The organism is Duganella sp. Leaf126 (assembly GCF_001423125.1).
Classification (GTDB): domain Bacteria; phylum Pseudomonadota; class Gammaproteobacteria; order Burkholderiales; family Burkholderiaceae_D; genus Rugamonas.
The window spans coordinates 112,336-135,639 of record NZ_LMNW01000035.1 but is presented as its reverse complement, the minus strand read 5'-3'; the positions used below and the strand labels follow the sequence as shown (position 1 = coordinate 135,639).

22 protein-coding genes are annotated in these 23,304 nt (G+C 63.9%); 21 read left to right on the top strand and 1 reads right to left on the bottom strand.

Translation table 11 applies throughout. The features are described 5' to 3' along the window. Window positions 1-45: 45 nt before the first annotated feature. From ASF61_RS20920 to rlmD, 3 genes are all read left to right on the top strand, one after another. A complete protein-coding gene (locus ASF61_RS20920) occupies window positions 46-1,032 on the top strand; it encodes a peptidoglycan DD-metalloendopeptidase family protein (protein ID WP_056160520.1) in 987 nt (328 codons plus the stop codon). Window positions 1,033-1,071: 39 nt separating this feature from the next. Next, window positions 1,072-2,064: an RNA polymerase sigma factor RpoS gene (rpoS, locus tag ASF61_RS20915; protein ID WP_056160518.1), complete on the top strand. Its 993-nt coding sequence runs from the start codon at window positions 1,072-1,074 to the stop codon at window positions 2,062-2,064. A 95-nt stretch (window positions 2,065-2,159) separates the two neighbouring features. Then, window positions 2,160-3,506, top strand: coding sequence for a 23S rRNA (uracil(1939)-C(5))-methyltransferase RlmD (gene rlmD / locus ASF61_RS20910; RefSeq protein ID WP_056160516.1), 1,347 nt, complete (start codon window positions 2,160-2,162; stop codon window positions 3,504-3,506). Between the two features lie 136 nt (window positions 3,507-3,642). Here rlmD and ASF61_RS20905 read toward each other — a convergent pair whose 3' ends face one another. Next, on the bottom strand, window positions 3,643-4,326 hold the full coding sequence (locus tag ASF61_RS20905) for a Bax inhibitor-1/YccA family protein (RefSeq protein ID WP_056160514.1): 684 nt from the start codon (window positions 4,324-4,326) through the stop codon (window positions 3,643-3,645). A 284-nt stretch (window positions 4,327-4,610) separates the two neighbouring features. Between ASF61_RS20905 and ndk the strand changes: the two genes are divergently transcribed. From ndk to ASF61_RS20815, 18 genes are all read left to right on the top strand, one after another. Next, window positions 4,611-5,018, top strand: coding sequence for a nucleoside-diphosphate kinase (gene ndk, locus ASF61_RS20900; RefSeq protein ID WP_056160512.1), 408 nt, complete (start codon window positions 4,611-4,613; stop codon window positions 5,016-5,018). Between the two features lie 106 nt (window positions 5,019-5,124). Next, window positions 5,125-6,297 (top strand): 23S rRNA (adenine(2503)-C(2))-methyltransferase RlmN, encoded by a 1,173-nt coding sequence (gene rlmN, locus ASF61_RS20895; RefSeq protein WP_056160739.1) that lies wholly within the window; start codon window positions 5,125-5,127, stop codon window positions 6,295-6,297. Then, complete coding sequence (gene pilW / locus ASF61_RS20890) at window positions 6,297-7,124, top strand: type IV pilus biogenesis/stability protein PilW (protein ID WP_056160510.1); 828 nt, start codon at window positions 6,297-6,299, stop codon at window positions 7,122-7,124. Before rlmN ends, pilW begins: the two co-directional genes overlap by 1 nt. A 7-nt stretch (window positions 7,125-7,131) precedes the next feature. Beyond that, window positions 7,132-8,223 carry a helix-turn-helix domain-containing protein gene (locus ASF61_RS20885; protein ID WP_056160508.1) on the top strand — a complete coding sequence of 364 codons (1,092 nt, stop codon included), beginning with the start codon at window positions 7,132-7,134 and terminating at the stop codon, window positions 8,221-8,223. Between the two features lie 52 nt (window positions 8,224-8,275). Then, complete coding sequence (ispG, locus tag ASF61_RS20880; protein ID WP_056160506.1) at window positions 8,276-9,544, top strand: flavodoxin-dependent (E)-4-hydroxy-3-methylbut-2-enyl-diphosphate synthase; 1,269 nt, start codon at window positions 8,276-8,278, stop codon at window positions 9,542-9,544. Between the two features lie 125 nt (window positions 9,545-9,669). Further along, window positions 9,670-11,031: a histidine--tRNA ligase gene (gene hisS, locus ASF61_RS20875; protein ID WP_056160504.1), complete on the top strand. Its 1,362-nt coding sequence runs from the start codon at window positions 9,670-9,672 to the stop codon at window positions 11,029-11,031. A gap of 57 nt (window positions 11,032-11,088) precedes the next feature. Continuing rightward, complete coding sequence (locus ASF61_RS20870; RefSeq protein ID WP_056160502.1) at window positions 11,089-11,757, top strand: tetratricopeptide repeat protein; 669 nt, start codon at window positions 11,089-11,091, stop codon at window positions 11,755-11,757. A 61-nt stretch (window positions 11,758-11,818) separates the two neighbouring features. Beyond that, window positions 11,819-12,955 (top strand): outer membrane protein assembly factor BamB, encoded by a 1,137-nt coding sequence (bamB, locus tag ASF61_RS20865; protein WP_056160499.1) that lies wholly within the window; start codon window positions 11,819-11,821, stop codon window positions 12,953-12,955. Between the two features lie 4 nt (window positions 12,956-12,959). Further along, window positions 12,960-14,309, top strand: a complete 1,350-nt coding sequence (gene der, locus ASF61_RS20860; RefSeq protein ID WP_056160497.1) for a ribosome biogenesis GTPase Der — start codon at window positions 12,960-12,962, stop codon at window positions 14,307-14,309. A 247-nt stretch (window positions 14,310-14,556) separates the two neighbouring features. Further along, a complete protein-coding gene (gene hfq, locus ASF61_RS20855) occupies window positions 14,557-14,793 on the top strand; it encodes an RNA chaperone Hfq (protein WP_019920453.1) in 237 nt (78 codons plus the stop codon). A gap of 48 nt (window positions 14,794-14,841) precedes the next feature. Continuing rightward, on the top strand, window positions 14,842-16,062 hold the full coding sequence (gene hflX, locus ASF61_RS20850) for a GTPase HflX (RefSeq protein ID WP_056160496.1): 1,221 nt from the start codon (window positions 14,842-14,844) through the stop codon (window positions 16,060-16,062). Window positions 16,063-16,076: 14 nt separating this feature from the next. Next, window positions 16,077-17,414: an FtsH protease activity modulator HflK gene (hflK, locus tag ASF61_RS20845; RefSeq protein WP_082491862.1), complete on the top strand. Its 1,338-nt coding sequence runs from the start codon at window positions 16,077-16,079 to the stop codon at window positions 17,412-17,414. Next, the gene (hflC, locus tag ASF61_RS20840) at window positions 17,414-18,307 is read left to right on the top strand and encodes a protease modulator HflC (protein ID WP_056160492.1); all 894 of its coding nucleotides are present in this window, start codon (window positions 17,414-17,416) and stop codon (window positions 18,305-18,307) included. The genes hflK and hflC overlap by 1 nt, the downstream gene beginning before the upstream one ends. 225 nt (window positions 18,308-18,532) lie before the next feature. Continuing rightward, window positions 18,533-19,693, top strand: a complete 1,161-nt coding sequence (locus ASF61_RS20835; protein ID WP_056160489.1) for an ATP phosphoribosyltransferase regulatory subunit — start codon at window positions 18,533-18,535, stop codon at window positions 19,691-19,693. Window positions 19,694-19,697: 4 nt separating this feature from the next. Further along, the gene (locus ASF61_RS20830; RefSeq protein ID WP_056160737.1) at window positions 19,698-21,008 is read left to right on the top strand and encodes an adenylosuccinate synthase; all 1,311 of its coding nucleotides are present in this window, start codon (window positions 19,698-19,700) and stop codon (window positions 21,006-21,008) included. A 9-nt stretch (window positions 21,009-21,017) separates the two neighbouring features. Beyond that, a complete protein-coding gene (locus ASF61_RS20825) occupies window positions 21,018-21,563 on the top strand; it encodes a phosphoribosyltransferase (RefSeq protein ID WP_056160488.1) in 546 nt (181 codons plus the stop codon). A 51-nt stretch (window positions 21,564-21,614) separates the two neighbouring features. Then, complete coding sequence (locus tag ASF61_RS20820) at window positions 21,615-22,211, top strand: MarC family protein (protein WP_056160486.1); 597 nt, start codon at window positions 21,615-21,617, stop codon at window positions 22,209-22,211. Window positions 22,212-22,441: 230 nt separating this feature from the next. Next, the gene (locus ASF61_RS20815; protein WP_056160484.1) at window positions 22,442-23,176 is read left to right on the top strand and encodes a carboxypeptidase-like regulatory domain-containing protein; all 735 of its coding nucleotides are present in this window, start codon (window positions 22,442-22,444) and stop codon (window positions 23,174-23,176) included. Window positions 23,177-23,304 lie beyond the last annotated feature (128 nt).

The window sequence follows — 23,304 nt, the reverse complement described above, 5'->3', positions numbered from 1 at the left end:
CCGTCGGCACCGCATGCCCGCACCATGACTGAATTTAAGATGAGAATGATTAATAAAAGCAATTTGCTCGTATTGAGCCTGGCGCTGTCTTTCCTCAGCGCTTGCAGCACCGCCCCCAGCCAGGCACCGGTCATCGATCGCCCCGTGTCCCGGCCTGCCGTCAAGCCGTCCACCCCGAGCCAGACCGCGCAAGTCTCGCGCGATGAGCGCGGCCTGTACACGGTCAAGAAGGGCGATACCCTGATCCGCATCGCCCTCGAAAACGGCCAGAATTACCGCGACCTGGTGACCTGGAACAATCTCAACGACCCGAACGACATCAAGGTGGACCAAGTGCTGCGCGTGCTGCCGCCCGAGGCCGGCGCTGCCGCCAGCAACGGCAGCGGCGTGGAAACGGCTGCCGTGATCATGCCGCCGAGCGACAAGGCGGCCGCACCGGCGGCCGTGGCGCGCAAAACCGGACCGAAGGGCGAGAAACGTCCGTACACCGACGCCACCCTGGCCGAGCTGCAGCGCCCGGACGGCGCCGCACCGGCCCCGGCGGGCGCGGGCACCGCATCGACCGCCGCACCGGCAACTGCACCGGCCGCGCCGGCCACCGCGCCGGCCGCGCGGGCGCCGGCCGCAGCGGCGGCAGCCGGCGCCGGCCTGAGCGCCGAAGACGAAAAACTGAGCTGGATGTGGCCGGCCGAAGGGCGCGTGATCGCCACCTTCGACGAAGGCAAGAACAAGGGCATTGACATCGCCGGCAAGGCCGGCCAGCAGGTCGTGGCGGCCGGGGCCGGAAAAGTCATGTTTGCCGGCAGCGGCATCCGTGGTTATGGTAATCTCGTGATCGTAAAGCACAGTAATACGCTGTTGTCCGCCTATGCGCACAACCGCGCCATCCTGGTCAAGGAAGGGCAAAGCGTGACCAAAGGACAGTTGATCGCTGAAATGGGCGACTCCGATACCGACGCGGTCAAGCTGCACTTCGAGATCCGCCAGCAAGGCAAGCCGGTGGATCCCGCGAAGTTCCTGCCGCCCCGCTGATCTTCGTCCGACGAGCGTTGCAATGATCTGAACCGAGCCATGACAAACACGCCCCCCGATCCGCTCGATGACGACTTCCCGGACGATTTCCGCGACGACGAGGGCGCCGGCGACGAGGGCGCGGGCGACGGGGCAGCCATCGGCGGCAGTGTGCTCGAACCGGTCGACGAACTGAAAAAGGTGCTGGCCGCCGAGCTTTCCACCGACACCACCCAGCACTATCTGAACCAGATCGGCACCCGGCCGCTGCTGACTGCGCCGCAGGAAGTGCACTACGCCACGCTGGCCAAGGCCGGCGATTTCGGCGCCCGCCAGACCATGATCGAGCATAATCTGCGGCTGGTGGTGTCGATCGCCAAGCACTACATCAACCGCGGCGTGGTGCTGCTCGACCTGATCGAGGAAGGTAACATCGGCCTGATGCGCGCGATCGACAAGTTCGAACCCGAACGCGGCTTCCGCTTTTCCACCTACGCCACCTGGTGGATACGCCAGAGCATCGAGCGCGCCATCATGAACCAGGCGCGCACGGTGCGCCTGCCGGTGCACATGGTGCGCGAACTGAACCAGATCCTGCGCGGCAAATACCACCTGGAGGCGCAGCAGCACGACGGCAAGGACGCCACCGCCGAAGACATCGCCGCGCTGGTGGGCCGCCCGGTGGAGGAGGTGCAGGACATCCTGGCCCTGTCCGAACACGCCACCTCGCTCGACGCGCCGCTCGACAACGATCCGCAGTCGTCGCTGATGGACCTGCTGCCGGGCGACAGCGACGACAGTCCCGACGCCCGCGCCGAACACCACGAAATGACGGTGCTGATGCGCGACTGGCTGACCAAGCTGCCGGACAAGCAGCGCATCGTCATCATGCGCCGCTTCGGCCTCGATAACGACGATCCGGCCACGCTGGAAACCCTGGCCGAGGAAATGGGCGTGACGCGCGAACGCGTGCGCCAGATCCAGCAGGAAGCCCTGATCAAGCTGAAACGGGCCATGGCGGCGCGCGGCGTGGTCCGCGATTCGCTGCTCTAGCTCCCCCGTCTGCTATCATATCGGCCCTGCGCGCGCCGTCGCGCCATCGCCCCTGCGTGCCCGCACGGGCCGGCCTCTTTCACTGACAGAATTTTATGCAAGATACCGTACTCGAGATCAAATCGCTCAGCATGGACGCCAACGGCGTCGGCCACCTGGACAATGAAGACGGTTCGCAAGGCAAGGTGGTGTTCGTCGAGGGCGCGTTGCCCGGCGAGCGCGTCAGCTTCACCACCTTCAAGAAAAAGAAGAACTGGGAACTGGCGCGCATGACCACGCTGCACCGCGAGTCGGCGCTGCGCGTGCAGCCCAGGTGCCCGCACTTCAACCAGTGCGGCGGCTGCTCGATGCAGCACCTGGAACCGACCGCGCAGGTGGCGATCAAGCAGCGCGTGCTCGAGGATAACCTCTGGCACATCAGCAAAGTCAGACCGCAGACCATGATGCGCCCGATGTACGGCCCCACCTGGGAATACCGCTACCGCGCGCGCCTGTCGGTGCGCCACGTGGTCAAGAAGGATACGGTGCTGGTGGGCTTCCACGAAAAGCATTCGCCGTTTGTCGCCGACATCCGCAGCTGCGACATCCTGCCGCGCCACGTGTCCGACCTGCTGCTGCCGCTGCGCGCGCTGATCGGATCGCTGAGCCTGTACAACCAGATCCCGCAAATCGAGGTGGCGATCGGCGAAGGCGTCACCGCGCTGGTGCTGCGCATCATGGCGCCGATGACGGCCGACGATGAAGTCAAGGTTAAGGCCTTTGCCGACCTGCACGGCATCCAGTTCTGGCTGCAGACCAAGGGCCCGGAAACGGCCGCGCCGTACTATCCGCTGGGACCGGACCTGCACTACCTGCTGCCGGAGTTCGGCATCACGATGCCGTTCAAGCCGGTCGATTTCACCCAGGTCAATCACTACATCAACCGCATGCTGGTGGCCAAGGCGCTGCGCCTGCTCGACGCGCAGCCGGACGACCGCGTGGCCGACCTGTTCTGCGGACTCGGCAACTTCACCCTGCCGCTGGCCACCCAGGCGCGCGAAGTGGTGGGCATCGAAGGCAGCACCACCTTGTCCGAGCGGGCACTGGACAATGCCCGGGCCAACGGCCTGTCCGGCAAGACCACGTTCTACACCCGCAACCTGTTCGAGGTCACGGCCGAGCACCTGGTGGCACTCGGAAAATTCGACCGCATGCTGATCGATCCGCCGCGCGACGGCGCTGCCGCCCTGTGCGAAGCGCTGGCGGCGCTGAGCCAGACGCGCGCCGATCTGCTGCCGCAGCGCCTGGTGTACGTGTCGTGCAGCCCCTCCACGCTGGCGCGCGACGCCGGCATCCTGGTCGGCGCCGGCTACGTGCTCGACAAGGCCGGCGTGGTCAACATGTTCCCGCATACGTCGCACGTGGAATCGATGGCGGTGTTTAACCTGGCGTCAGAAGCATAAGATGGATGCCTCTTGAATAACTTTTGGCAGCAGGTTTGTCGCAGTTATTCGCGGTCGTAAAAAAAGCCGCCAACCGTGAAGGTTGGCGGCTTTTTTGTCAGCCGGCTGTACTGCTGCGGCACATTACGGCTGCAGCTTAGTCGCGGCTGCCGCCGGCAAAGCCCAGCAGGGCCAGCAGGTTGGTGAAGACGTTGTAGACGTCCAGGTACAGGCGCAGGGTGGCGCTGACGTAGTTGGTTTCACCGCCGTTGACGATCTGCTGCACGTCGTACAGGATGTAGGCCGAGAAGATGGCAATCGCCACGACCGAGATCACGATGCTGAGCGCCGGGATGGCGAAGAAGATGTTCGCCAGCGATGCCAGGATCAGCACGATGACGCCGGCGAACAGCCAGGTACCCATGCCCGAGAAGTCGCGCTTGGTGACGGTGGCCACCGACGCCAGCACCGCGAACACCGAAGCGGTACCGCCGAACGCCATCATGATCAGCGTGCCGCCGTTGGAAAAGCCCATGATGCGGGTGAGCAGCGGCGTCAGCATAATGCCCATGAAGAACGTGAAGCCCAGCAGCAGGGCCACGCCCAGGCCGGAGTTCTTGTTCTTCTCGATCGCCCAGATGAAGCCGAATGCGCCGGCCAGGAACACGATCATCATCAGACCGCCGGTCAGCGGCAGATGCAGGGCCATGCCGAGCGCAGCGCCCAGCACGGTCGGGATCATCGACAGCGCCAACAGCCAGTAGGTGTTGCGCAGCACGTTGTGCTGGACTAACCGGCGACCGCTACTGAGGTCGTAGGTAGATTGTTGCATGTTGTTCATGATGCCTCCAATAGTTGGTGCGGAGCAAATCCGCTTAGATAAAAGGATAGCACGCCCCTGTGCAATTACCCAAAAAACCGCGGCAAATGCACTTAAAGAGGGCTTAAATAACCGTCAAACATACACTTATGTACTTTCTGAGCGGGGAAATGCCCTGCCATGGCGCAGTCTTGGGGCCAATCTGCCAGCTGTTTTCGAAATGCTGCTTGTTCTATGATAAAATCGAAGGTTGATTGAGCTATCAATTCTTGTTTTAAACCTTTATTTTTATTGGAGTTTTTCAAATGGCAATCGAACGCACCCTGTCGATCATCAAACCAGACGCAGTGGCAAAAAACGTCATCGGTCAAATCTACACCCGCTTTGAAAACGCTGGCCTGAAGATCGTTGCTGCACAAATGAAGCAGCTGTCGCGTGAAGAAGCCGAAGGCTTCTACGCTGCACACAAGGAGCGCGGCTTCTTCAAGGATCTGGTCGATTTCATGGTGTCGGGTCCGGTCATGATCCAGGCCCTGGAAGGCGAAAACGCCGTCCTGAAAAACCGCGAACTGATGGGCGCTACCGATCCTAAGAAAGCCGACAAGGGCACGATCCGCGCCGATTTCGCCGACTCGATCGACGCCAACGCCGTGCACGGTTCGGACGCTGTCGAAGCCGCACAAGTCGAAATCGCTTACTTCTTCGGCAAGTAATTGTTGTCAGATTTCCGTTTCCACCGCGGTGGAAACGGAAATTGCCTGTACCGTTTTTTGTATTTTTTTGTATTTTTTTGTACCGTTTTGAATATTGGATAATGCCGTGAACGCACCTCTGACCAACTTGCTGGACTTCGATCCCGCGCAGCTCATCGCTTATTGCGCCGAGTTGGGGGAGAAACCGTTCCGCGCCAAGCAGCTGCAGCGCTGGATCCACCAGTTCGGCGCGTCGGACTTCGACAGCATGACCGACCTGGCCAAGTCGCTGCGCGACAAGCTGAAAAACCGCGCCTTCGTGGCCGCGCCTGCCATCATCAGCGACAACACGTCCGCCGACGGCACCCGCAAGTGGCTGATCGACGTCGGCAACGGCAACGCGGTCGAAACCGTGTTCATTCCGGAAGAAAACCGCGGCACGCTGTGCATCTCGACCCAGGCCGGTTGCGCCGTGAACTGCCGCTTCTGCTCGACGGGCAAGCAGGGCTTTTCGCGCAACCTGTCGGTCGGCGAAATCATCGGCCAGCTGTGGATGGCCGAGTTCGAACTGCGCCGCACCAAGGGCATCGAACCGGGCCCCAAGGGCGAGCGCCAGATCACCAACGTGGTCATGATGGGCATGGGCGAGCCGCTGCTCAATTTCGAGCCGACCGCCACCGCCCTGAAGCTGATGCTCGACGATAACGCCTACGGCCTGTCGCGCCGCCGGGTCACGCTGTCGACGTCCGGCGTGGTGCCGATGATCGACCGCCTTGCCCAGGAAGTACCGGTGGCGCTGGCCGTCTCGCTGCACGCGTCCAACGACGAGCTGCGCAACGGGCTGATCCCGTTGAACAAGAAATACCCGCTCAAGGAGCTGATCGCCGCCTGCAAGCGCTACCTGCAATACGCGCCGCGGGACTTCATCACCTTCGAGTACTGCATGCTCGACGGCGTCAACGACAGCGACGAGCACGCGCGCGAACTGATCGCGCTGGTGCAGGACCCGGTCGACGGCATCAACTGCAAGTTCAACCTGATTCCGTTCAACCCGTTCCCGGAATCGGGCCTGCTGCGCTCCAAGAATCCCCGCATCAAGGCGTTCGCCCAGATCCTGGTCGATGCCGGCCTGGTGACCACCATCCGCAAGACCCGCGGCGACGATATCGATGCCGCCTGCGGCCAGCTGGCCGGCGAAGTCCAGGACCGCACCCGTGTCCAGGAACGCATGGGCAAGATGGCCGAGTACCAGAAAAAGTTCGGCGCCAATTTCGGCAAGATCGTGGAGATCCATTCCTGATGGTGGGTTGGGGCCAGCGCAACCGGCGTCGCGTGATCGAGGTCGGGATGTGCACCATCCTGGCCGGCGCACTCGGCGGTTGCGTCACGACCCCGGATAGTCCACAATCTGCCCGTGGCGCCGACGGCGCACGGGCGCCCGGCAGCGCCGAGCGCAAGGCGGCGATCCGCATGCAGCTGGCAGTCGGCTATTTCGAGCAGGGCCAGTATGCCGTGGCGCTCGGTGAGATCAAGCTGGCGCTGGCAGCCGAACCCGACAACGCCGAGGCGCTGGGCTTGCGCGGCCTGATCGAACAGGCGCTGGGGCAGACGCAGGCAGCCGACGAGAGTTTTCGCCGGGCCCGCAAGCTGGCGCCCGCCAACCCGGACCTGGCCAACAACTACGGCTCTTTTCTGTGCGAGAGCGGCCGCGTGGCCGAGGCGCTGCCGCTGTTCGATGCGGCGCTGGCCAACCGTGCCTATCGTTCGCCGGCCAGCGCCGCCAACAATGCCGGCGTGTGTGCATTGAGGATCAAAGATTACGCCAGCGCGGAGCGTTATCTGCTGCAAGCGTTGCAGTTGACGCCCGATCTGCCGGCCACCAACGCCAACCTGGCGCGGCTCTACGTGGAAAAACGCGATGTCCAGCGTGCCCATTTCTTCGTGAACCGCCTGGGCGACGTGGCAAAGATGGAGAGCCTGACGGCCGATGTGCTGTGGCTCGGGATTAAAGTGCAGCATCAGGTAGGCGATACGGGAAATCAAGCTGGTTGGGTCGCGCAGTTACGGGCCCGCTACCCCGGTTCGGCCGAGTATGCTGCTTATCAACGTGGGGCGTTCGATGAGTGAGACAGCAATGAATTCTGAGCGGGTAGAGCCGCCAAAAGACCAGGCCCGCACTGGCCAGGCCACACCCGGCGCGCAACTGAAGGCTCAGCGCGAAGCACTGGGCATGTCGGTGGAACAGATCGCCGACCAGCTCAAGCTGGCGCCGCGCCAGGTGGTGGCGCTCGAAGACGGCGATTATGCGTCGCTGCCCAATATGGCGGTCACGCGCGGCTTCGTGCGCGCCTATGCCAAGGTGGTGCGCATCGACGCCACGCCGCTGGTGGCCATGATCGAGGTGCGTTCGCCCACCAGCCCCGAGGTCTCGCCCCCGCGCAAGGAAATCGCCGCCACCTTCTCCGATACGCGCATGCCGCTGATGAAGCCGCGCAGCTCGCATACGGGCGCCTGGGTGGCCGGCGCGGCGGCAGTGGTCGTGGTGGTCGGCGGGCTGTTCGCCTACCAGAGCGGCCTGGTCGCGCACACGGTGGCGCTGTTCCAGCACGGCGCCGAGAGCGCGGCGGTCGCGGGCGATCCCGGCAAGGCTGGCGGCACCACGGTGGCGCCGCTGGAGACCACGCTGGTCAAGCCGGGCCAGGAAACCACGACGCTGCAGTCGCCCAATGTGCCGCTGGTGTCGGTGCCGCCCGTCGCTGACGGCAGCGCCGCCGGTCCGGCCACGGCTGCCGGTGCTGCGCCTTCGGCTACCGGCGGCGCCGCCCAGCCGGCGCCTGCTGCGCCAGCCGCCGGCGGTGCAGCGGCAACCGCCACCGCACCGGTCAACCAGCCGGCGCCCACCGTGAGCGGGCAGCCTGCCACCGTGACGACGCCGCCGGCGCCCGCCACGGCTGCCGCCGCAGCACCGGCCGCTGCGGCCAGCGCGACCGGCACGCCGCTGGTGCTCAAGGTGAACGAGGATTCGTGGATCGAGATCCGCCGGCCGGGCGCAGCGCCGCTGATTTCGCGCCTGGTCAAGGCCGGCAGCACCGAAACCTTCGACATCAAGAATCCGTCGCTGCTGATCGTCGGCAAACCGGCCGGTGTCCAGGCCACGCTCGGCGGCGCGCCGCTGGCGCTGCCGCAAAGCGCCGGCGGCACCATCGCCCGCGTCAACATCAAATAAGCGCCGGGCCAGCCGGGCCAGTCATCCAACACAAGTAGCGAGTTAAACGACCATGTCTTCTACGCCAACAGCAATTCCTTCGGGCCCGTCACCGCGCCGCGCCAGCCGCAGCGTGCTGGTGGCGCACGGCCAGCGCAAGATCTGGGTCGGCGGCGACGCGCCCGTGGTGGTGCAGTCGATGACCAATACCGACACCGCCAACGCCATCGAAACCGCGATCCAGATCCGCGACCTGGCGCGCGCCGGCTCCGAGCTGGTGCGCCTGACCGTGGACCGTCCCGAGTCGGCCGAAGCGGTGCCGTATATCCGCGAACAGCTCGACAAGATGGACGTCGATGTGCCGCTGGTCGGCGACTTCCACTACAACGGCCACACGCTGCTCAACGACTATCCCGAGTGCGCCAAGGCGCTGTCGAAGTACCGCATCAATCCCGGCAACGTGGGCAAGGGCGCCAAGCGCGACAGCCAGTTCGCGCAGATGATCGAAGTGGCGGCCCGCTACGACAAGCCGGTGCGCATCGGCGTCAACTGGGGCAGCCTGGACCAGGCGCTGCTGGCGCGCATCATGGATGAAAACGCCGGCCGCGCCGAACCGTGGACGGCGCAGCAGGTGATGTACGAAGCGCTGATCACCTCGGCCATCGAGAACGCCGTGCGCGCCGAAGAACTGGGCCTGGCGCGCGACAAGATCATCCTGTCGTGCAAGGTCTCCGGCGTGCAGGACCTGATCGCCGTGTACCGCGAACTGGGCCAGCGCTGCGACTATCCGCTGCACCTGGGCCTGACCGAGGCAGGCATGGGCAGCAAGGGCATCGTCGCTTCCACGGCCGCGCTGTCGGTGCTGCTGCAGGAAGGCATCGGCGACACCATCCGCATCTCGCTCACGCCCGAGCCGGGCGGCGACCGCACCAAGGAAGTGGTGGTAGGGCAGGAGATCCTGCAGACCATGGGCCTGCGCAAGTTCACGCCGATGGTGATCGCCTGCCCGGGCTGCGGACGCACCACGTCCACCACGTTCCAGGAGCTGGCCGACAACATCCAGACCTTCCTGCGCGACCAGATGCCGGAGTGGAAAAAGACCTACCCGGGCGTGGAGGCGATGAACGTGGCCGTGATGGGCTGCATCGTCAACGGCCCCGGCGAATCGAAACACGCCAACATCGGCATCAGCCTGCCCGGCACCGGCGAATCGCCGGCCGCGCCGGTGTTTGTCGATGGCGTCAAGGTGGCGACCCTGCGCGGCGAGCGCATCGTGGACGAGTTCCACGAGATCGTGTTGAATTATGTGAAGGCGAATTACGGTAAGCCCGGGATGGCCTGACCAGCGTCATTCCCGCGCAGGCGGGAATCCAATGTTGCGTGCCGCTGGAAAAACTGGATTCCCGCCTGCGCGGGAATGACGGTTTGAGGACTGTGGTTGTTAGCAAGATTTAAAAGAAAATTGATATGTCCGAAAATAAAAAAGCCGAAAAAATCACCGCCGTCAAAGGCATGAACGACATCCTGCCGCAGGACTCGCACCTGTGGCAGCTGTTCGAGAACACTGCGCAGTCGGTGGTGCAGAGCTACGGCTTCCAGCAGATCCGCACGCCGATCGTGGAAGATACGGCCTTGTTCAAGCGCGCCATCGGCGCTGTCACCGACATCGTCGAAAAAGAGATGTACTCGTTTACCGATTCGATGAACGGCGACGAGCTGACCTTGCGCCCCGAGGGTACGGCCGGCGCGGTGCGCGCGGTCATCGAACATAACCTGGTGTACGAAGGTCCGAAGCGCCTGTGGTACACGGGCCCGATGTTCCGCCACGAGCGTCCGCAGCGCGGCCGCTACCGCCAGTTCTACCAGTTCGGCTGCGAAGCGGTCGGCTTCACCGGTCCCGACGTCGATGCCGAGATGATCATGCTGTGCCGCCGCCTGTGGGACGACCTGGGCCTGGAAAACATCCGCCTCGAACTGAACTCGATCGGCGACGCCGACGAGCGTGCGCGCCACCGCGTGGACCTGATCGCCTACCTCGAACAGCACGAAGCGCTGCTCGATGCGGAAGCCAAGCGCCGCCTGCACAGCAACCCGCTGCGCATCCTCGACACCAAGAATCCTGCCATGCAGGAGATGGTCAATGCCGCACCGAAGCTGCTCGACTACCTGGGCGAGGCGTCGCTGGCGCACTTCGACGGCGTGCGCAAGATCCTCGACCATAACAACATCCCGTACGTGATCAATCCGCGCCTGGTGCGCGGCCTCGATTACTACAACCGTACCGTGTTCGAATGGGTGACCGATGCGCTCGGCTCGCAGGGCACCGTGTGCGCGGGCGGCCGTTACGATCCGCTCATCGCTTCGTTCGGCGGCAAGCCGACGCCGGCCGTCGGTTTCGCCATGGGCATCGAGCGCCTGCTGGAACTGATGAAGGAAGCGGGCGAGCCGCAGCAGCCGAACCTGTGCGACGTGTACCTGGTGCACCAGGGCGAGGCCGCCCAGCTGCAAGCGTTCGTGCTGGGCGAACGCCTGCGCGATGCCGGCCTGGACGTGATCATGCACGGTTCGACCGCCAGCGGCGCCGGCAGCTTCAAGACGCAGATGAAAAAGGCCGACGGCAGCGGCGCCTCGTTCGCGGTCATCATCGGCGAAGACGAAGTAGCCAACCACACGGCCTCGGTCAAGGCGATGCGTGGCGCCGACGGCGACGCCGGCCAGCCGCAGCAGGCGACCGTGCCGTTCGACGACGTGGTCGATTACGTGGTCGACCAGATTACCGGCAGCGGCGACCATCACCACCACGTGCACGACGAGCACTGCAATCACTGATTGCTGCCGCAGCCGGCAAGCCGAACCCCTCTTTAACCTTTTAGCAGACCAACTGACATGGCATACGATCTCGAAGAACAAGAACAACTCGCTTCTCTCAAAGCATGGTGGGACAAGTACGGCAACCTGACGACCTGGCTCATCATCGCTGCGCTGGCCGCGTACTCGGCCTGGGCCGGCTGGAACTACTACCAGCGCAACCAGACCGCCCAGGCCTCGGCGCTGTACGAAGAACTGCAGCGCGCCGTCGAAGCCAAGGACAATGCCAAGGTGCAGCGCGCGGCCGGCGACATGGAAAGCAAGTTCGGCAGCACCGCCTACGCCCCGATGTCGGCGCTGGTCGCTGCCAAGAGCGCGTTCGACGCCAACGACGCCAAGTCGGCCAAGGCCCAGCTGCAATGGGCGATCGACCATGGCGCCGACGAGTTCAAGGCCATCGCCAAGGTACGCCTGGCCGGCCTGCTGCTCGACGAGAAAGCCTACGACCAGGCGCTGAAGGCGCTCGACGGCAGCGTGGCGCCGGCATTTGCCGGCTCCGTGGCCGACCGCAAGGGCGACATCCTGGTGGCGCAGAACAAGCTGGCCGAAGCGCGCACCGCCTACCAGGCTGCACTGGACGCCACCGACAAGAAAAATCCGGGCCGCCAGCTGATCCAGCTGAAACTGGAAGCGATCGGCGGCGCCGTGCCGGCCGACAAGGCCAAAGCCGACAAGGCGGCTGCGTAAGCAGCAAGCCTGTAACATTACGCACCCGGATAACCCGTAACGAGCAAGGTTGAAAAATTTTATGCGCATCACCGAAAAAGCTATTGCTGCAAGCCTGCTGGCACTGTTGGCCGGTTGCTCCTTGTTTGGCTCCAAAGACACCAAGACCCAGCCGGCAGCGCTGGTCGAACCGGCCGGCAGCATGCAGCCGCCCGTGGCCTGGAAGTACACGGTCGGCAAGGCCGGCAACGGCGTGTTCAGCCCGGTGCTGGCCGGCGACAGCCTGTACGTGGCCGATGGCGACGGCGTGCTGGCGCGCCTGAACGCGGCCACCGGCAAGGAAATCTGGCGCATCAAGACCGGTAGTGACCTGACGGCCGGGGTGGGCAGCGACGGCGAAGTGGTGGCTGTTGGCGACAAGAAAGGTGTTATCCTTGCCTACGACGCCAGCGGCAAGCAGTTGTGGAAAGCCCAGGCGTCGAGCGAGGTGCTGTCCTCGCCGGCGGTCGGCGGCGGGGTGGTGGTGGTGCGCAGTGTCGATAACGTGATTACCGCGTACGAAGCCAAGACCGGCGAAAAGCGCTGGAGCGTCACCCGCAGCACGCCGGCGCTGACCTTGCGCAATGCGCCCGGCATGGTCATCAGCGGCCCCAACGTGTATGTGGCCCAGCCCGGCGGCAAGCTGCTGGCGCTGGCCCTGGTCGGCGGCCTGCCGCGTTTCGAGGTGGCAGTGGGCGAGCCGCGCGGCGCCACCGAGCTGGAACGGGTGACCGACATCGCCGGCGCGCCGGTGATTTACGAAAAGGATATCTGCGCCGTGTCGTACCAGGGCCGCGTGGCCTGCTACGACGCCACCACCGGTGCGCCGTCCTGGAGCAAACCGGCGTCGTCCGATGTGGGCGTGGCGGTGGACCAGCGTTTTGTATTCGTCTCCGACGACAAGGGCGAAGTTGCCGCCTACAGCCGCGAAAGCGGCAGCAACGCCTGGAAGAACGACAAGCTGTCCTATCGCCGCCTCTCGACCCCCGTGTCGTACGGCCGCGCCGTGGCCGTTGGCGACTACCAGGGATATATCCACTTCCTGTCGCGGGAAGATGGCGCTCTGATAGGTCGAGTCGCGACCGATGGCAGCCCGATCCAGTCGGCGCCCGTCATCGCCGGCTCGAATTTGATTTTTCAAACCCAAGCAGGAACTGTGACCGCTTTCGCGGTCGAGTAATTCAATGAAGCCGGTAATCGCACTTGTGGGTCGACCCAATGTAGGGAAATCGACCTTGTTTAATCGTCTGACCCGCTCGCGCGATGCGCTGGTGGCGGACTTGCCTGGGTTGACGCGCGATCGTCACTATGGCGAGGGCCGTGTCGGCGAACGTCCCTTCCTCGTCATCGACACGGGCGGCTTCGAGCCGGTCGCCAAGGAAGGCATCATGCACCAGATGGCCAAGCAGACCAAGCAAGCCGTTGCCGAGGCCGACATCGTCGTGTTCCTCGTCGATGGCCGCCAGGGCCTGACGCCGCATGACAAAACCATTACCGACTTCCTGCGCAAAAGCGGCCGTCCGGTCATGCTGGTCGTGAATAAATCGGAGGGCATGCGCTACACCGCCGTGGTCTCCGACTTCTACGAGCTGGGCCTGGGCGAGCCGTACTCGATCTCGTCCGCGCACGGCGACGGCGTGGCCGACCTGGTCGAGGAAGCGCTGAACCTGGCGTTTGCCCAGCGTCCCGAAGAGCCGGAAGAACTCGATCCGGCCCAGCGCGGCGTCAAGATCGCGCTGGTCGGCCGCCCCAACGTGGGCAAGTCCACGCTGATCAACACCTTGGTCGGCGAAGAGCGCGTGATCGCGTTCGACATGCCGGGCACCACGCGCGACTCGATCGAGATTCCGTTCGAGCGCGAAGGCAAGCAGTACACGCTGATCGATACCGCCGGCATCCGCCGCCGCGGCAAGGTGTTCGAAGCGATCGAGAAATTCTCGGTCGTGAAAACCCTGCAGTCGATCTCGGAAGCGAACGTGGTCGTGCTGATGCTCGACGCCCAGCAGGACATTTCCGAGCAGGATGCCCACATCGCCGGCTTCGTGCTCGAGACGGGCAGGGCGCTGGTGATTGCCGTCAACAAGTGGGACGGCTTGCGCAGCGACGAGCGCGACGAGATCAAGATCGACATCGACCGCAAGCTCGACTTCCTGTCGTTCGCCAAGATGCATTTCATTTCGGCGCTGAAGGCGCAGGGCATCGGTCCATTGATGAAGTCGGTCGATGCGGCGTACGCGGCAGCCATGGCCAACCTGTCCACGCCGAAGCTCACGCGCGCGCTGATCGAAGCGGTGGAAAAGCAGGAGCCGCGCCGCAAGGGCTCGATCCGGCCGAAGCTGCGCTATGCGCACCAGGGCGGCATGAATCCGCCGGTCATCGTCATCCACGGCAATGCCCTGGAAGCGGTCGGTGATCCGTACAAGCGCTACCTGGAAAAGCATTTCCGCGACACGTTCAGCCTGGTCGGTACGCCGCTGCGGATCGAACTGCGCACGGGTAAGAATCCGTTCGACAAGCGGGCCGAGAAGAAGTAACCGGGTGACCGGACCGGGTCACGCTTTTTGTGACCTGGCTTTCACCTTAGTTTTCAATTAAATGCTCTTTTTTTTTGCCGTGTTATCCTGCAAAAAAAGCAAAAACAGGTTACAGTGGCTTGGAAGCACCATTCCCGACGTGGCGAGCGGTGTTTCAGCGAATATCATTTGACATTCGCTGGGCCACGTACTTGAAATCAAGCGTTTCGCCTCCAAATCTAACACAACAACATAAAATGGAGCTGTCATGAGCAACAAAGGGCAACTGTTACAAGACCCATTCCTCAACGCACTGCGCAAAGAGCACGTGCCGGTGTCGATCTACCTGGTCAACGGCATCAAGCTGCAAGGCCATATCGAATCGTTCGATCAATACGTCGTACTGCTGCGTAACACCGTGACCCAGATGGTGTACAAGCATGCCATCTCCACCGTGGTGCCGGCCCGTGCCGTCAACCTCAGCATCGATAACGACGCGGACTAATCGCTTGCCTCATCCCTATCGCGTCTCTTCAACTTCCCAGATCGTCGTATGCGTGCAGCGCTAGTCGGTATTGATTTCGGCCAGGGCGACTTCGCGGCCAGCGTCGAGGAACTGCAATTGCTGGCCCGTTCAGCAGGTGCGGAACCGGTGACGACGATCACCGCCAAGCGCGCCGCCCCCGATCCCGCGTATTTCGTCGGCAGCGGCAAGGCCGACGAAATCGGCCAGGCCGTGCTGGACGAGCGCATCGAGATCGTCATCTTCAATCACGCCCTGTCGCCGGCCCAGCAGCGCAACCTGGAAAAGCGCCTGAACATCCGGGTGCTCGACCGTACCAGCCTGATCCTCGATATCTTCGCCCAGCGCGCCGCCTCCCACGAGGGCAAGCTGCAGGTGGAACTGGCGCAGCTGCAGCACCTGGCCACGCGCCTGATCCGCGGCTGGACCCACCTCGAGCGGCAAAAGGGCGGTATCGGCCTGCGCGGTCCCGGCGAAACCCAGCTCGAGACCGACCGCCGCCTGATCGGCGAGCGGGTCAAGGCCTTGCGCGCGCGCCTGGCCAAGCTGCGCAAGCAGCACGAAACCCAGCGCCGTTCGCGCGGGCGCAGCCAGACCTTTTCCGTGTCGCTGGTCGGCTATACCAATGCCGGCAAGTCCACCCTGTTCAACACCGTGACCAAGGCCGGCGTGTATGTGGCCGACCAGCTGTTCGCCACGCTGGACACCACCTCGCGCCGCGTCTACATGGGGCAGGAAGTGGGCAACGTGGTGATCTCGGACACGGTCGGTTTCGTGCGGGAGCTGCCGCACCAGCTGGTCGCGGCGTTCCGCGCCACGCTGGAGGAGACCATCCACGCCGATCTGCTGCTGCACGTGGTCGATGCCTCGTCGCCGGTGCGCATGGAGCAGATCGAGCAGGTCAACCTGGTGCTCAAGGAGATCGGCGCCGATCATATTCCGCAAATCCTGGTGTGGAACAAGATCGACGCCGCAGGCCTGGAGCCCTCGGTGGAGCGCGACGAATATGCTAAGATTTCCCGCGTTTTCCTCAGCGCCCGCACCGGCGCCGGCGTGGACCTGCTGCGCGAAGCGATCGTGGAGTGGGCCAAGGCGGCACCTGGCGCCAGGCTCAACCAGGCTTACGCGGTCGATGCCGAAGACGATGAGCCGGACGAAGAAGACGAAACGCAGGAACCGGACGCCTCCGGTTCCGACGACGACAGCAGTACCTCGCGCAGTTCCCTTACAACTCACGTTGGATCCCACTAATGCGTGTCCCCTCAATGATGAAACGTCTCGGCATCAAGCTGTCGCTGAACGACCCCCGCTGGGGCTCGGACAAGAAAGACGGCGAGCCGCAGGCGAACGAAGGCAAACGGCCCGGCGAAGGCCCTCCCGACATGGAGCAGTTGTGGCGCGACTTCAATCAGCGCCTGAACAATTTCTTCGGGCAGAAAAAGCGTCCCGACAACAATAACAACGGCAACAACAACGGCGGGGGCGGCGCGCCGCGCCCCGATCCGGCCGGCATGCGCGCCACCGCCGGCGCGATTGCCGGTGTCGCTGCGCTGATCTGGCTCGCGTCGGGCTCGTTCATCGTGCAGGAGGGCCAGGCCGGCATCGTCTACACCTTCGGCAAGTACACGCATACCACCGGCTCCGGTTTCAACTGGCGCTGGCCGTACCCGTTCCAGTCGAACGAAACGGTGCGGGTGTCGCAGATGCGCATGGTCGAGATCGGCTATCGCGGCAACATCAAGAACAAGCAGACCCAGGAATCGCTGATGTTGACCGATGACGAGAACATCATCGACATGCAGCTGGCCGTGCAATTCAAGCTGAAAGATCCGGTGGCCTGGCTGATGAACAACCGCGACGAGGAAGAGACCGTGCGCCAGGTGGCCGAGACCTCGATCCGCGAAATCGTCGGCAAGAACAAGATGGACTTCGTGCTGTACGAAGGCCGCGACAAGGTCGCCTACGAAACCCAGGTGCTGATGCAGACCATCCTCGACCGCTACGCGTCCGGCGTGCTGGTGTCGGGCGTGACGCTGCAGGCGGTGCAGCCGCCGGAGCAGGTGCAAAGCGCGTTCGACGACGCAGTCAAGGCCGGCCAGGACCTGGAGCGCCAGAAGAACGAAGGCCAGGCTTACGCCAACGACGTGATTCCGAAAGCGCGCGGTACCGCGTCGCGCCTGATGCAGGAAGCCGAAGCCTATCGCTCGATGGTCACCGAGAACGCCACCGGTAACGCCAACCGCTTCAAGCAGGTGCTGGTCGAGTACCAGAAGGCGCCGGCCGTCACGCGCGACCGCATGTACCTCGACACCATGCAGCAGATCTTCGCCAATACCAGCAAGGTCATGGTCGATTCCAAGAACGGCAACAACCTGCTGTACCTGCCGCTCGACAAGCTGATCGCCCAGGCGGCAGCCGGCGACGCGGCCCGCAACGCCAACAACAGCACCGGCAGCAGCAATAGCAATAGCAGCGGCAGTGGCTCGCCAGCCACCGCGCCGGCTGCAGCCACGCTGCCGTCCGACCTGATGCCATCGGTGGAAGTGAGCCGCCAGCGCGAACCGCGCCCGCGTGACTCCGGACGTGAACGGGAGAGTCGTTAATGAATCGCATAGTCAGTACCCTCGTCACCGGCTTCGTCCTGCTGCTGGTGTTGTCCTCGATGATCTTCGTGGTCGATCAGCGCAAGTACGCGATCGTGTTCGCGCTCGGGCAGATCAAGGAAGTGGTCCGCGAACCGGGCTTGCACTTCAAGCTGCCGCCGCCGTTCCAGAACGTGCTGCTGCTCGATAACCGCATCATGACCATCGAGTCGCCCGATGCCGAACGCTTCATCACGGCCGAGAAGATGAACATCCTGGTCGACAGCTTCGTCAAGTGGCGCATCGGCCGCAACGAAGGTCAGGCCAAGCTGTACTACGTCACCTTCAACGGCGACGAAACCCGCGCGCGCGACCGCATGTCGGTCATCATCAAGGCGGCGCTGAACGAGGAAATCACCAAGCACACGGTCAGCGAAGTGATCTCGGGCAAGCGCGGCCAGGTGATGGAAGCGATCCGCAACAAGGTGGTGGCGGAAGCGGCCCAGATCGGCGTCGAGATCATCGACGTGCGCCTGAAACGCGTCGAGTACGTCGAGCAGATCAACAACTCGGTGTACGAACGGATGAAGGCCGAGCGCCTGCGCGTGGCCAACGAGCTGCGCTCGACCGGTTCGGCGGCCTCGGAAACCATCCGCGCCGACGCCGACCGCCAGCGCACCGTGATCCTGGCCGAAGCGTTCCGCGACGCCGAGAACATCCGCGGCGAAGGCGACGCCAAGGCTTCGCAGATCTACGCCGAGGCATTCGGCCGCAATCCCGAGTTCTACAAGTTCTACCGCAGCCTGGAAGCGTACCGCACCACGTTCAAGAACCATGGCGACGTGATGGTGGTCGATCCGAGCTCGGACTTCTTCAAGTACTTCAAGAATTCCGGCACGGCCAGCCAGAAGTAACAGGGCAGGGCGCCCCGAGCGGCGCTCGCTCCCCGGGGCCCCGTCATTCCCGCTTGCGCGGGAGTGACGGCTCTGCTGCCACGGTGTATTTTTTACCTCCCCCCAGGCATTTTCGCGTAAAATATCAGGTTCGGCCTGTCACTTGTTGGCATGCAGCGCCTGCGCGCCTTGTTCGCTGGTGTTCACTGTTGTTCGCTTTTGTTCATCCATTAAATCTCCGTTCCCATGCCGAATTGGCTTTTGCCCGAGAATATCGCCGACGTTCTGCCGTCGGAAGCCCGCAAGATTGAAGAACTGCGTCGCCTGATGCTGGATAACTTCCGTCTGTACGGCTACGAAATGGTGATGCCGCCGCTGCTCGAATATCTCGAGTCGCTGCTCACCGGCGCCGGCGCCGACATCGACCTGCGCACCTTCAAACTGGTGGACCCGATCTCGGGCCGCCTGCTGGGCCTGCGCCCGGACATGACCACCCAAGTGGCGCGCATCGACGCCCACCTGCTCAACCGCGCCTCGGTCACGCGCCTGTGCTACGCCGGCAATGTGCTGCACACCCATCCGTCTGGCTTGCACGCCACCCGCGAACCGCTGCAGATCGGCGCCGAGATGTACGGCCACGCCGGCCTCGAAGCGGATGCCGAAATCCAGGAGCTGGCGCTGTCCACCCTGGCGCTGGCCGGCTTCGACCAGGTGCGGCTGGACCTGACCCACGTCGGCGTGCTGCGCGCCATCATCGAACACGATGGCGCCGCCGCCAAGGACGAAGCAGCGCTGTACCTGGCCCTGCGCGCCAAGGACGTGTCCGACCTGAAGGCGCGCACCGCGCGCTATGCCCCGGCCACGCGCGATGCGCTGCTGGCGCTGCCCAACCTGTACGGCGACATCGACGTGCTGAAAAAGGCGCGCGAAGTGCTGCCCGACCTGCCCGGCATTGCCAAGGCACTGGCCGAGCTGGCAGCGCTGGCGGCGTCCGCGCTGGGACGCGCCGAGGTTGCCATCGACCTGGCCGACCTGCGCGGTTATCAATACGAAAGCGGCGCGATGTTTGCGCTGTATGTGCCAGGCTTGCCGAACGCGGTGGCGCGCGGCGGCCGTTACGATCACGTAGGCGAAGCCTTTGGCCGGGCCCGTCCCGCCACCGGCTTCTCGCTCGACCTGCGCGAGCTGGCGCGCCTGTTACCCACTGCGGAACGCAAGCATTCGATCCGCGCACCGTGGGGCAACGCGCCGGAATTGAAAGAAAAAATCGCCGAGCTGCGCAAGTCCGGCGAAGTCGTGATCCAGAGTATGCCGGGTCACAGCAACGAGCTGGACGAGTTCGAGTGCGATCGCGCGCTGGTGCTCGACGATAACAGTAGTCAATGGATTCTTAAAAACTTAGGTTAGTGTGATGTCAAACAAAAACGCAAAGAACGTGGTCGTCATCGGCACCCAGTGGGGCGATGAAGGTAAAGGCAAGATCGTCGATTGGCTGACCGATCATGCACAAGGTGTGGTGCGCTTCCAGGGCGGCCACAACGCCGGCCACACGCTGGTCATCGGCGGCGTCAAAACTGCGCTGCAGCTGATCCCGTCGGGCATCATGCGCCCGGGCGTGGCCTGCTACATCGGTAACGGTGTGGTGGTGTCGGTGCCGGACGTGCTGCGCGAAATCGACAAGCTGGAAAAAGTCGGCGTCGAAGTCGCCTCGCGCCTGAAGGTGTCGGACGCTGCGCCCGTGATCCTGCCTTACCACTCGGCGCTGGACCTGGCCCGCGAAGCCAAGCGTGGCGAAGCGAAGATCGGCACCACCGGCAAGGGCATCGGCCCGGCCTACGAAGACAAGGTGGCCCGTCGCGCGATCCGCGTGGCCGACCTGCTCAACGAATCGCGCCTGGCGGAAAAGCTGGCCGAGAACCTCGACTACCACAACTTCGTGCTCGAACACTATCTGAAAGCACCGAAGGTCGATTACCAGAAAACCCTGGACGACGCGCTGGCCTATGTACCGCGCCTGCGCCCGATGGTGACCGATGTCTCGAGCGCGCTGTACGCCGCCCACAAGGCCGGTTCCAACCTGCTGTTCGAAGGCGCGCAAGGCTCGCTGCTCGACGTCGATCACGGCACCTATCCGTTCGTCACCTCGTCGAACTGCGTGGCCGGCAATGCCGCCGCCGGCGCCGGCGTCGGTCCGAACATGCTGCACTACATCATGGGCATCACCAAGGCCTACACCACCCGCGTCGGTTCCGGTCCGTTCCCGTCGGAACTGCCAACCGATGCCGGCGTCGGCCACCACCTGGCGCAGGTGGGCCACGAGTTCGGCACGGTGACCGGTCGCGCCCGCCGCTGCGGCTGGTTCGACGCTGCGCTGCTGCGCCGCTCGGTGCAAATCAACGGCGTCACCGGCATGTGCCTGACCAAGCTGGACGTGCTCGACGGTATCGAAACGCTGAAGCTGTGCACCGGCTACACCATCGATGGCGTGGCCGTGGACATCTTCCCGTCGGGCGCCGAAGAAGCGGCCCGCTGCGTGCCGGTGTACGAAGAAATGCCGGGCTGGAAAGAGAGCACGGTCGGCGCCAAGTCGATGGAAGCGCTGCCGGCCACGGCCCGCGCCTACATCAAGCGCATCGAAGAGTTGGTCGGCGTGCCGGTTGACATGGTTTCCACCGGCCCGGATCGCGAAGAGACGATCGTGCTGCGCCATCCTTTCGCCTGAGGACACACTATGAATACGCCACAAACCAACGACAAACACCTGTGGGTGAACTGGGATGAATACCACCGCCTGATCGAGCGCCTGGCGCTCAAGGTCTACGAGTCGGGCTGGAAATTCGACATGGTGCTGTGCCTGGCGCGCGGCGGCGTGCGTCCCGGCGACGTGTTCTCGCGCATCTTCGACGTGCCGCTGGCGATCCTGTCGACCAGCTCGTACCGCGAAGACAAGGGCACGACCCAGGGCGATCTCGACATTGCCAAGTACATGACCATGACCAAGGGCCCACTGTCGGGCAAGATCCTGCTGGTCGATGACCTGGCCGACTCGGGCGTCACCCTGACCAAGGTCATCAAGCACCTGCAGGACAACTTCGAAGGCGTGACCGAGGTGCGTTCGGCCGTGATCTGGACCAAGGGCTGCTCGAGCTTCCGGCCCGACTATCAGATGGAAGAACTGCCGCACAACCCGTGGATCCACCAGCCGTTCGAGGATTACGACGGCCTGCGTCCGCATCAGCTGGCCGCCTGGATCAAAAAAGGCGAATCCGCCCAGTAAGCGGTATCGAAAGGGAGCTTCGGCTCCCTTTTTCAATCCAAGAATAACAACATGACCCAAGACTTCTTTCAGACCTTCATCCTGCTGGTGCTGGTGACCGACCCTTTCGGTAACGTGCCGCTGTTTGCCAGCGTGCTCAACCCGGTGCCGGTGGCGCGCCGGCCGCGCATCGTGATCCGCGAGTGCGCGATCGCCTTCGGCCTGCTGCTGATCTTCATGTTCTTCGGCCGTCACTTCCTGGCCGCACTGCACCTGTCCGAGGTGGCGCTGCGCATCGGCGGCGCCCTGATCCTGCTGCTGATCTCGATCCGCATGATCTTCCCCCATCCCGATGGCGTACTGGGCCGTACTGACGGCGCCGAACCGTTCATCGTGCCGCTGGCCATTCCGGCGCTGGCCGGGCCGTCGGCGCTGGCGACGGTGCTGCTGTTCTCGAGCGACAGCACGGGCGAGGTGCTGACCCACGTGGCAGCGCTGGCGGCCGTGGCAGTCGTGTGGCTGGCCGTGTTCCTGTCGGCCGAACGCCTGCAGAAGGTGCTCGGTCCGCAAGTGATGACGGCCTTCGAACGGCTGATGGGGCTGATCCTGACGGCGATGTCGGTCGAGATGCTGCTGAGCGGAATCCGCGAATTCGTCAGGACGCTGTAGAGCAGGGACGGCGTCCCGGTTGAAAAAAAGACTGTACAGTGCGCAGAGAACGGCGCTACAGTGACTGAATCGACAATGTAAAACGATTTACATCGAATTGTCATTGTGTTGCGCCACCCGCCGCCGCCTCTGCCGCCGGCGCGGCGCCAGCCTCACCACTGTCAGCATAGCCGGCGTTCGCTGCAACGCCATGCCTGGTGATTTTTCGACCTACAAAACCAGGAGCATCCATGAAGAGCCTTGCCCGGCCCACCCCTGCCTGTCGCCCGTCCGCGCACGCAGCGTCCTTATTTGCGTCATCATCGGTACCGGTATCGGCACCGGTATCGGCACCAGTCTCGGCCGTACTGGCCGCCGCAGTCTCGGCCATCTTTGCAACCGGCCTGCTGCTGGCGCCCGCCGCGCACGCCCAGCTCAGCACCGCCACCATCCAGGGCCAGGTGGCCAGCGGCGCCGCTCCGTCGGCCGGCGCTGCCGTCTCGGCCACCAATGAACTCAACGGTTACAAGTACCAGACCACCACCCGCGCCGATGGCAGCTATGTGCTGACCGGCGTCGCGCCCGGCACCTACCGCCTGCGCGTCGGCGAACAGCAGGCCGAGCTGGTAACAGTCGCGGTCGGCCAGATCAGCCAGGTCAACCTGCAGGTGCAAGGCGGGGTGCAGCAGGTGGTCATCACCGGCTCGGCGTCGCGCCGCGATGTGACCGGCTCGGAAGTGGGCACGTCGGTGTCGCGCCAGCAGATCGAGAAGCTGCCGCAGGTGACGCGCAATTTCCTGTCGTTTGCCGACCTGGCGCCCGGCGTGCGTTTCGACGTGGACACGGCCGGCAACGTCAAGATGCAAAGCGGTGCCCAGGGCCGCGACAACGTCAACGTGTTCATCGACGGCGTCAGCCAGAAGAACAACATCCTGCGCGGCGGCGTGTCCGGGCTCGATTCGAGCCGGGGCAATCCGTTCCCGTAGTCGGCGGTGGCCGAGTACAAGGCGCCACCTATACCTACAGCCGCGGCGAGACCACGAACAAGGAGTGGACCGACGATGTCTTCAACTGGACGTACGGCCGCTACGCCCAGGCCTGGAATCCGTCGACC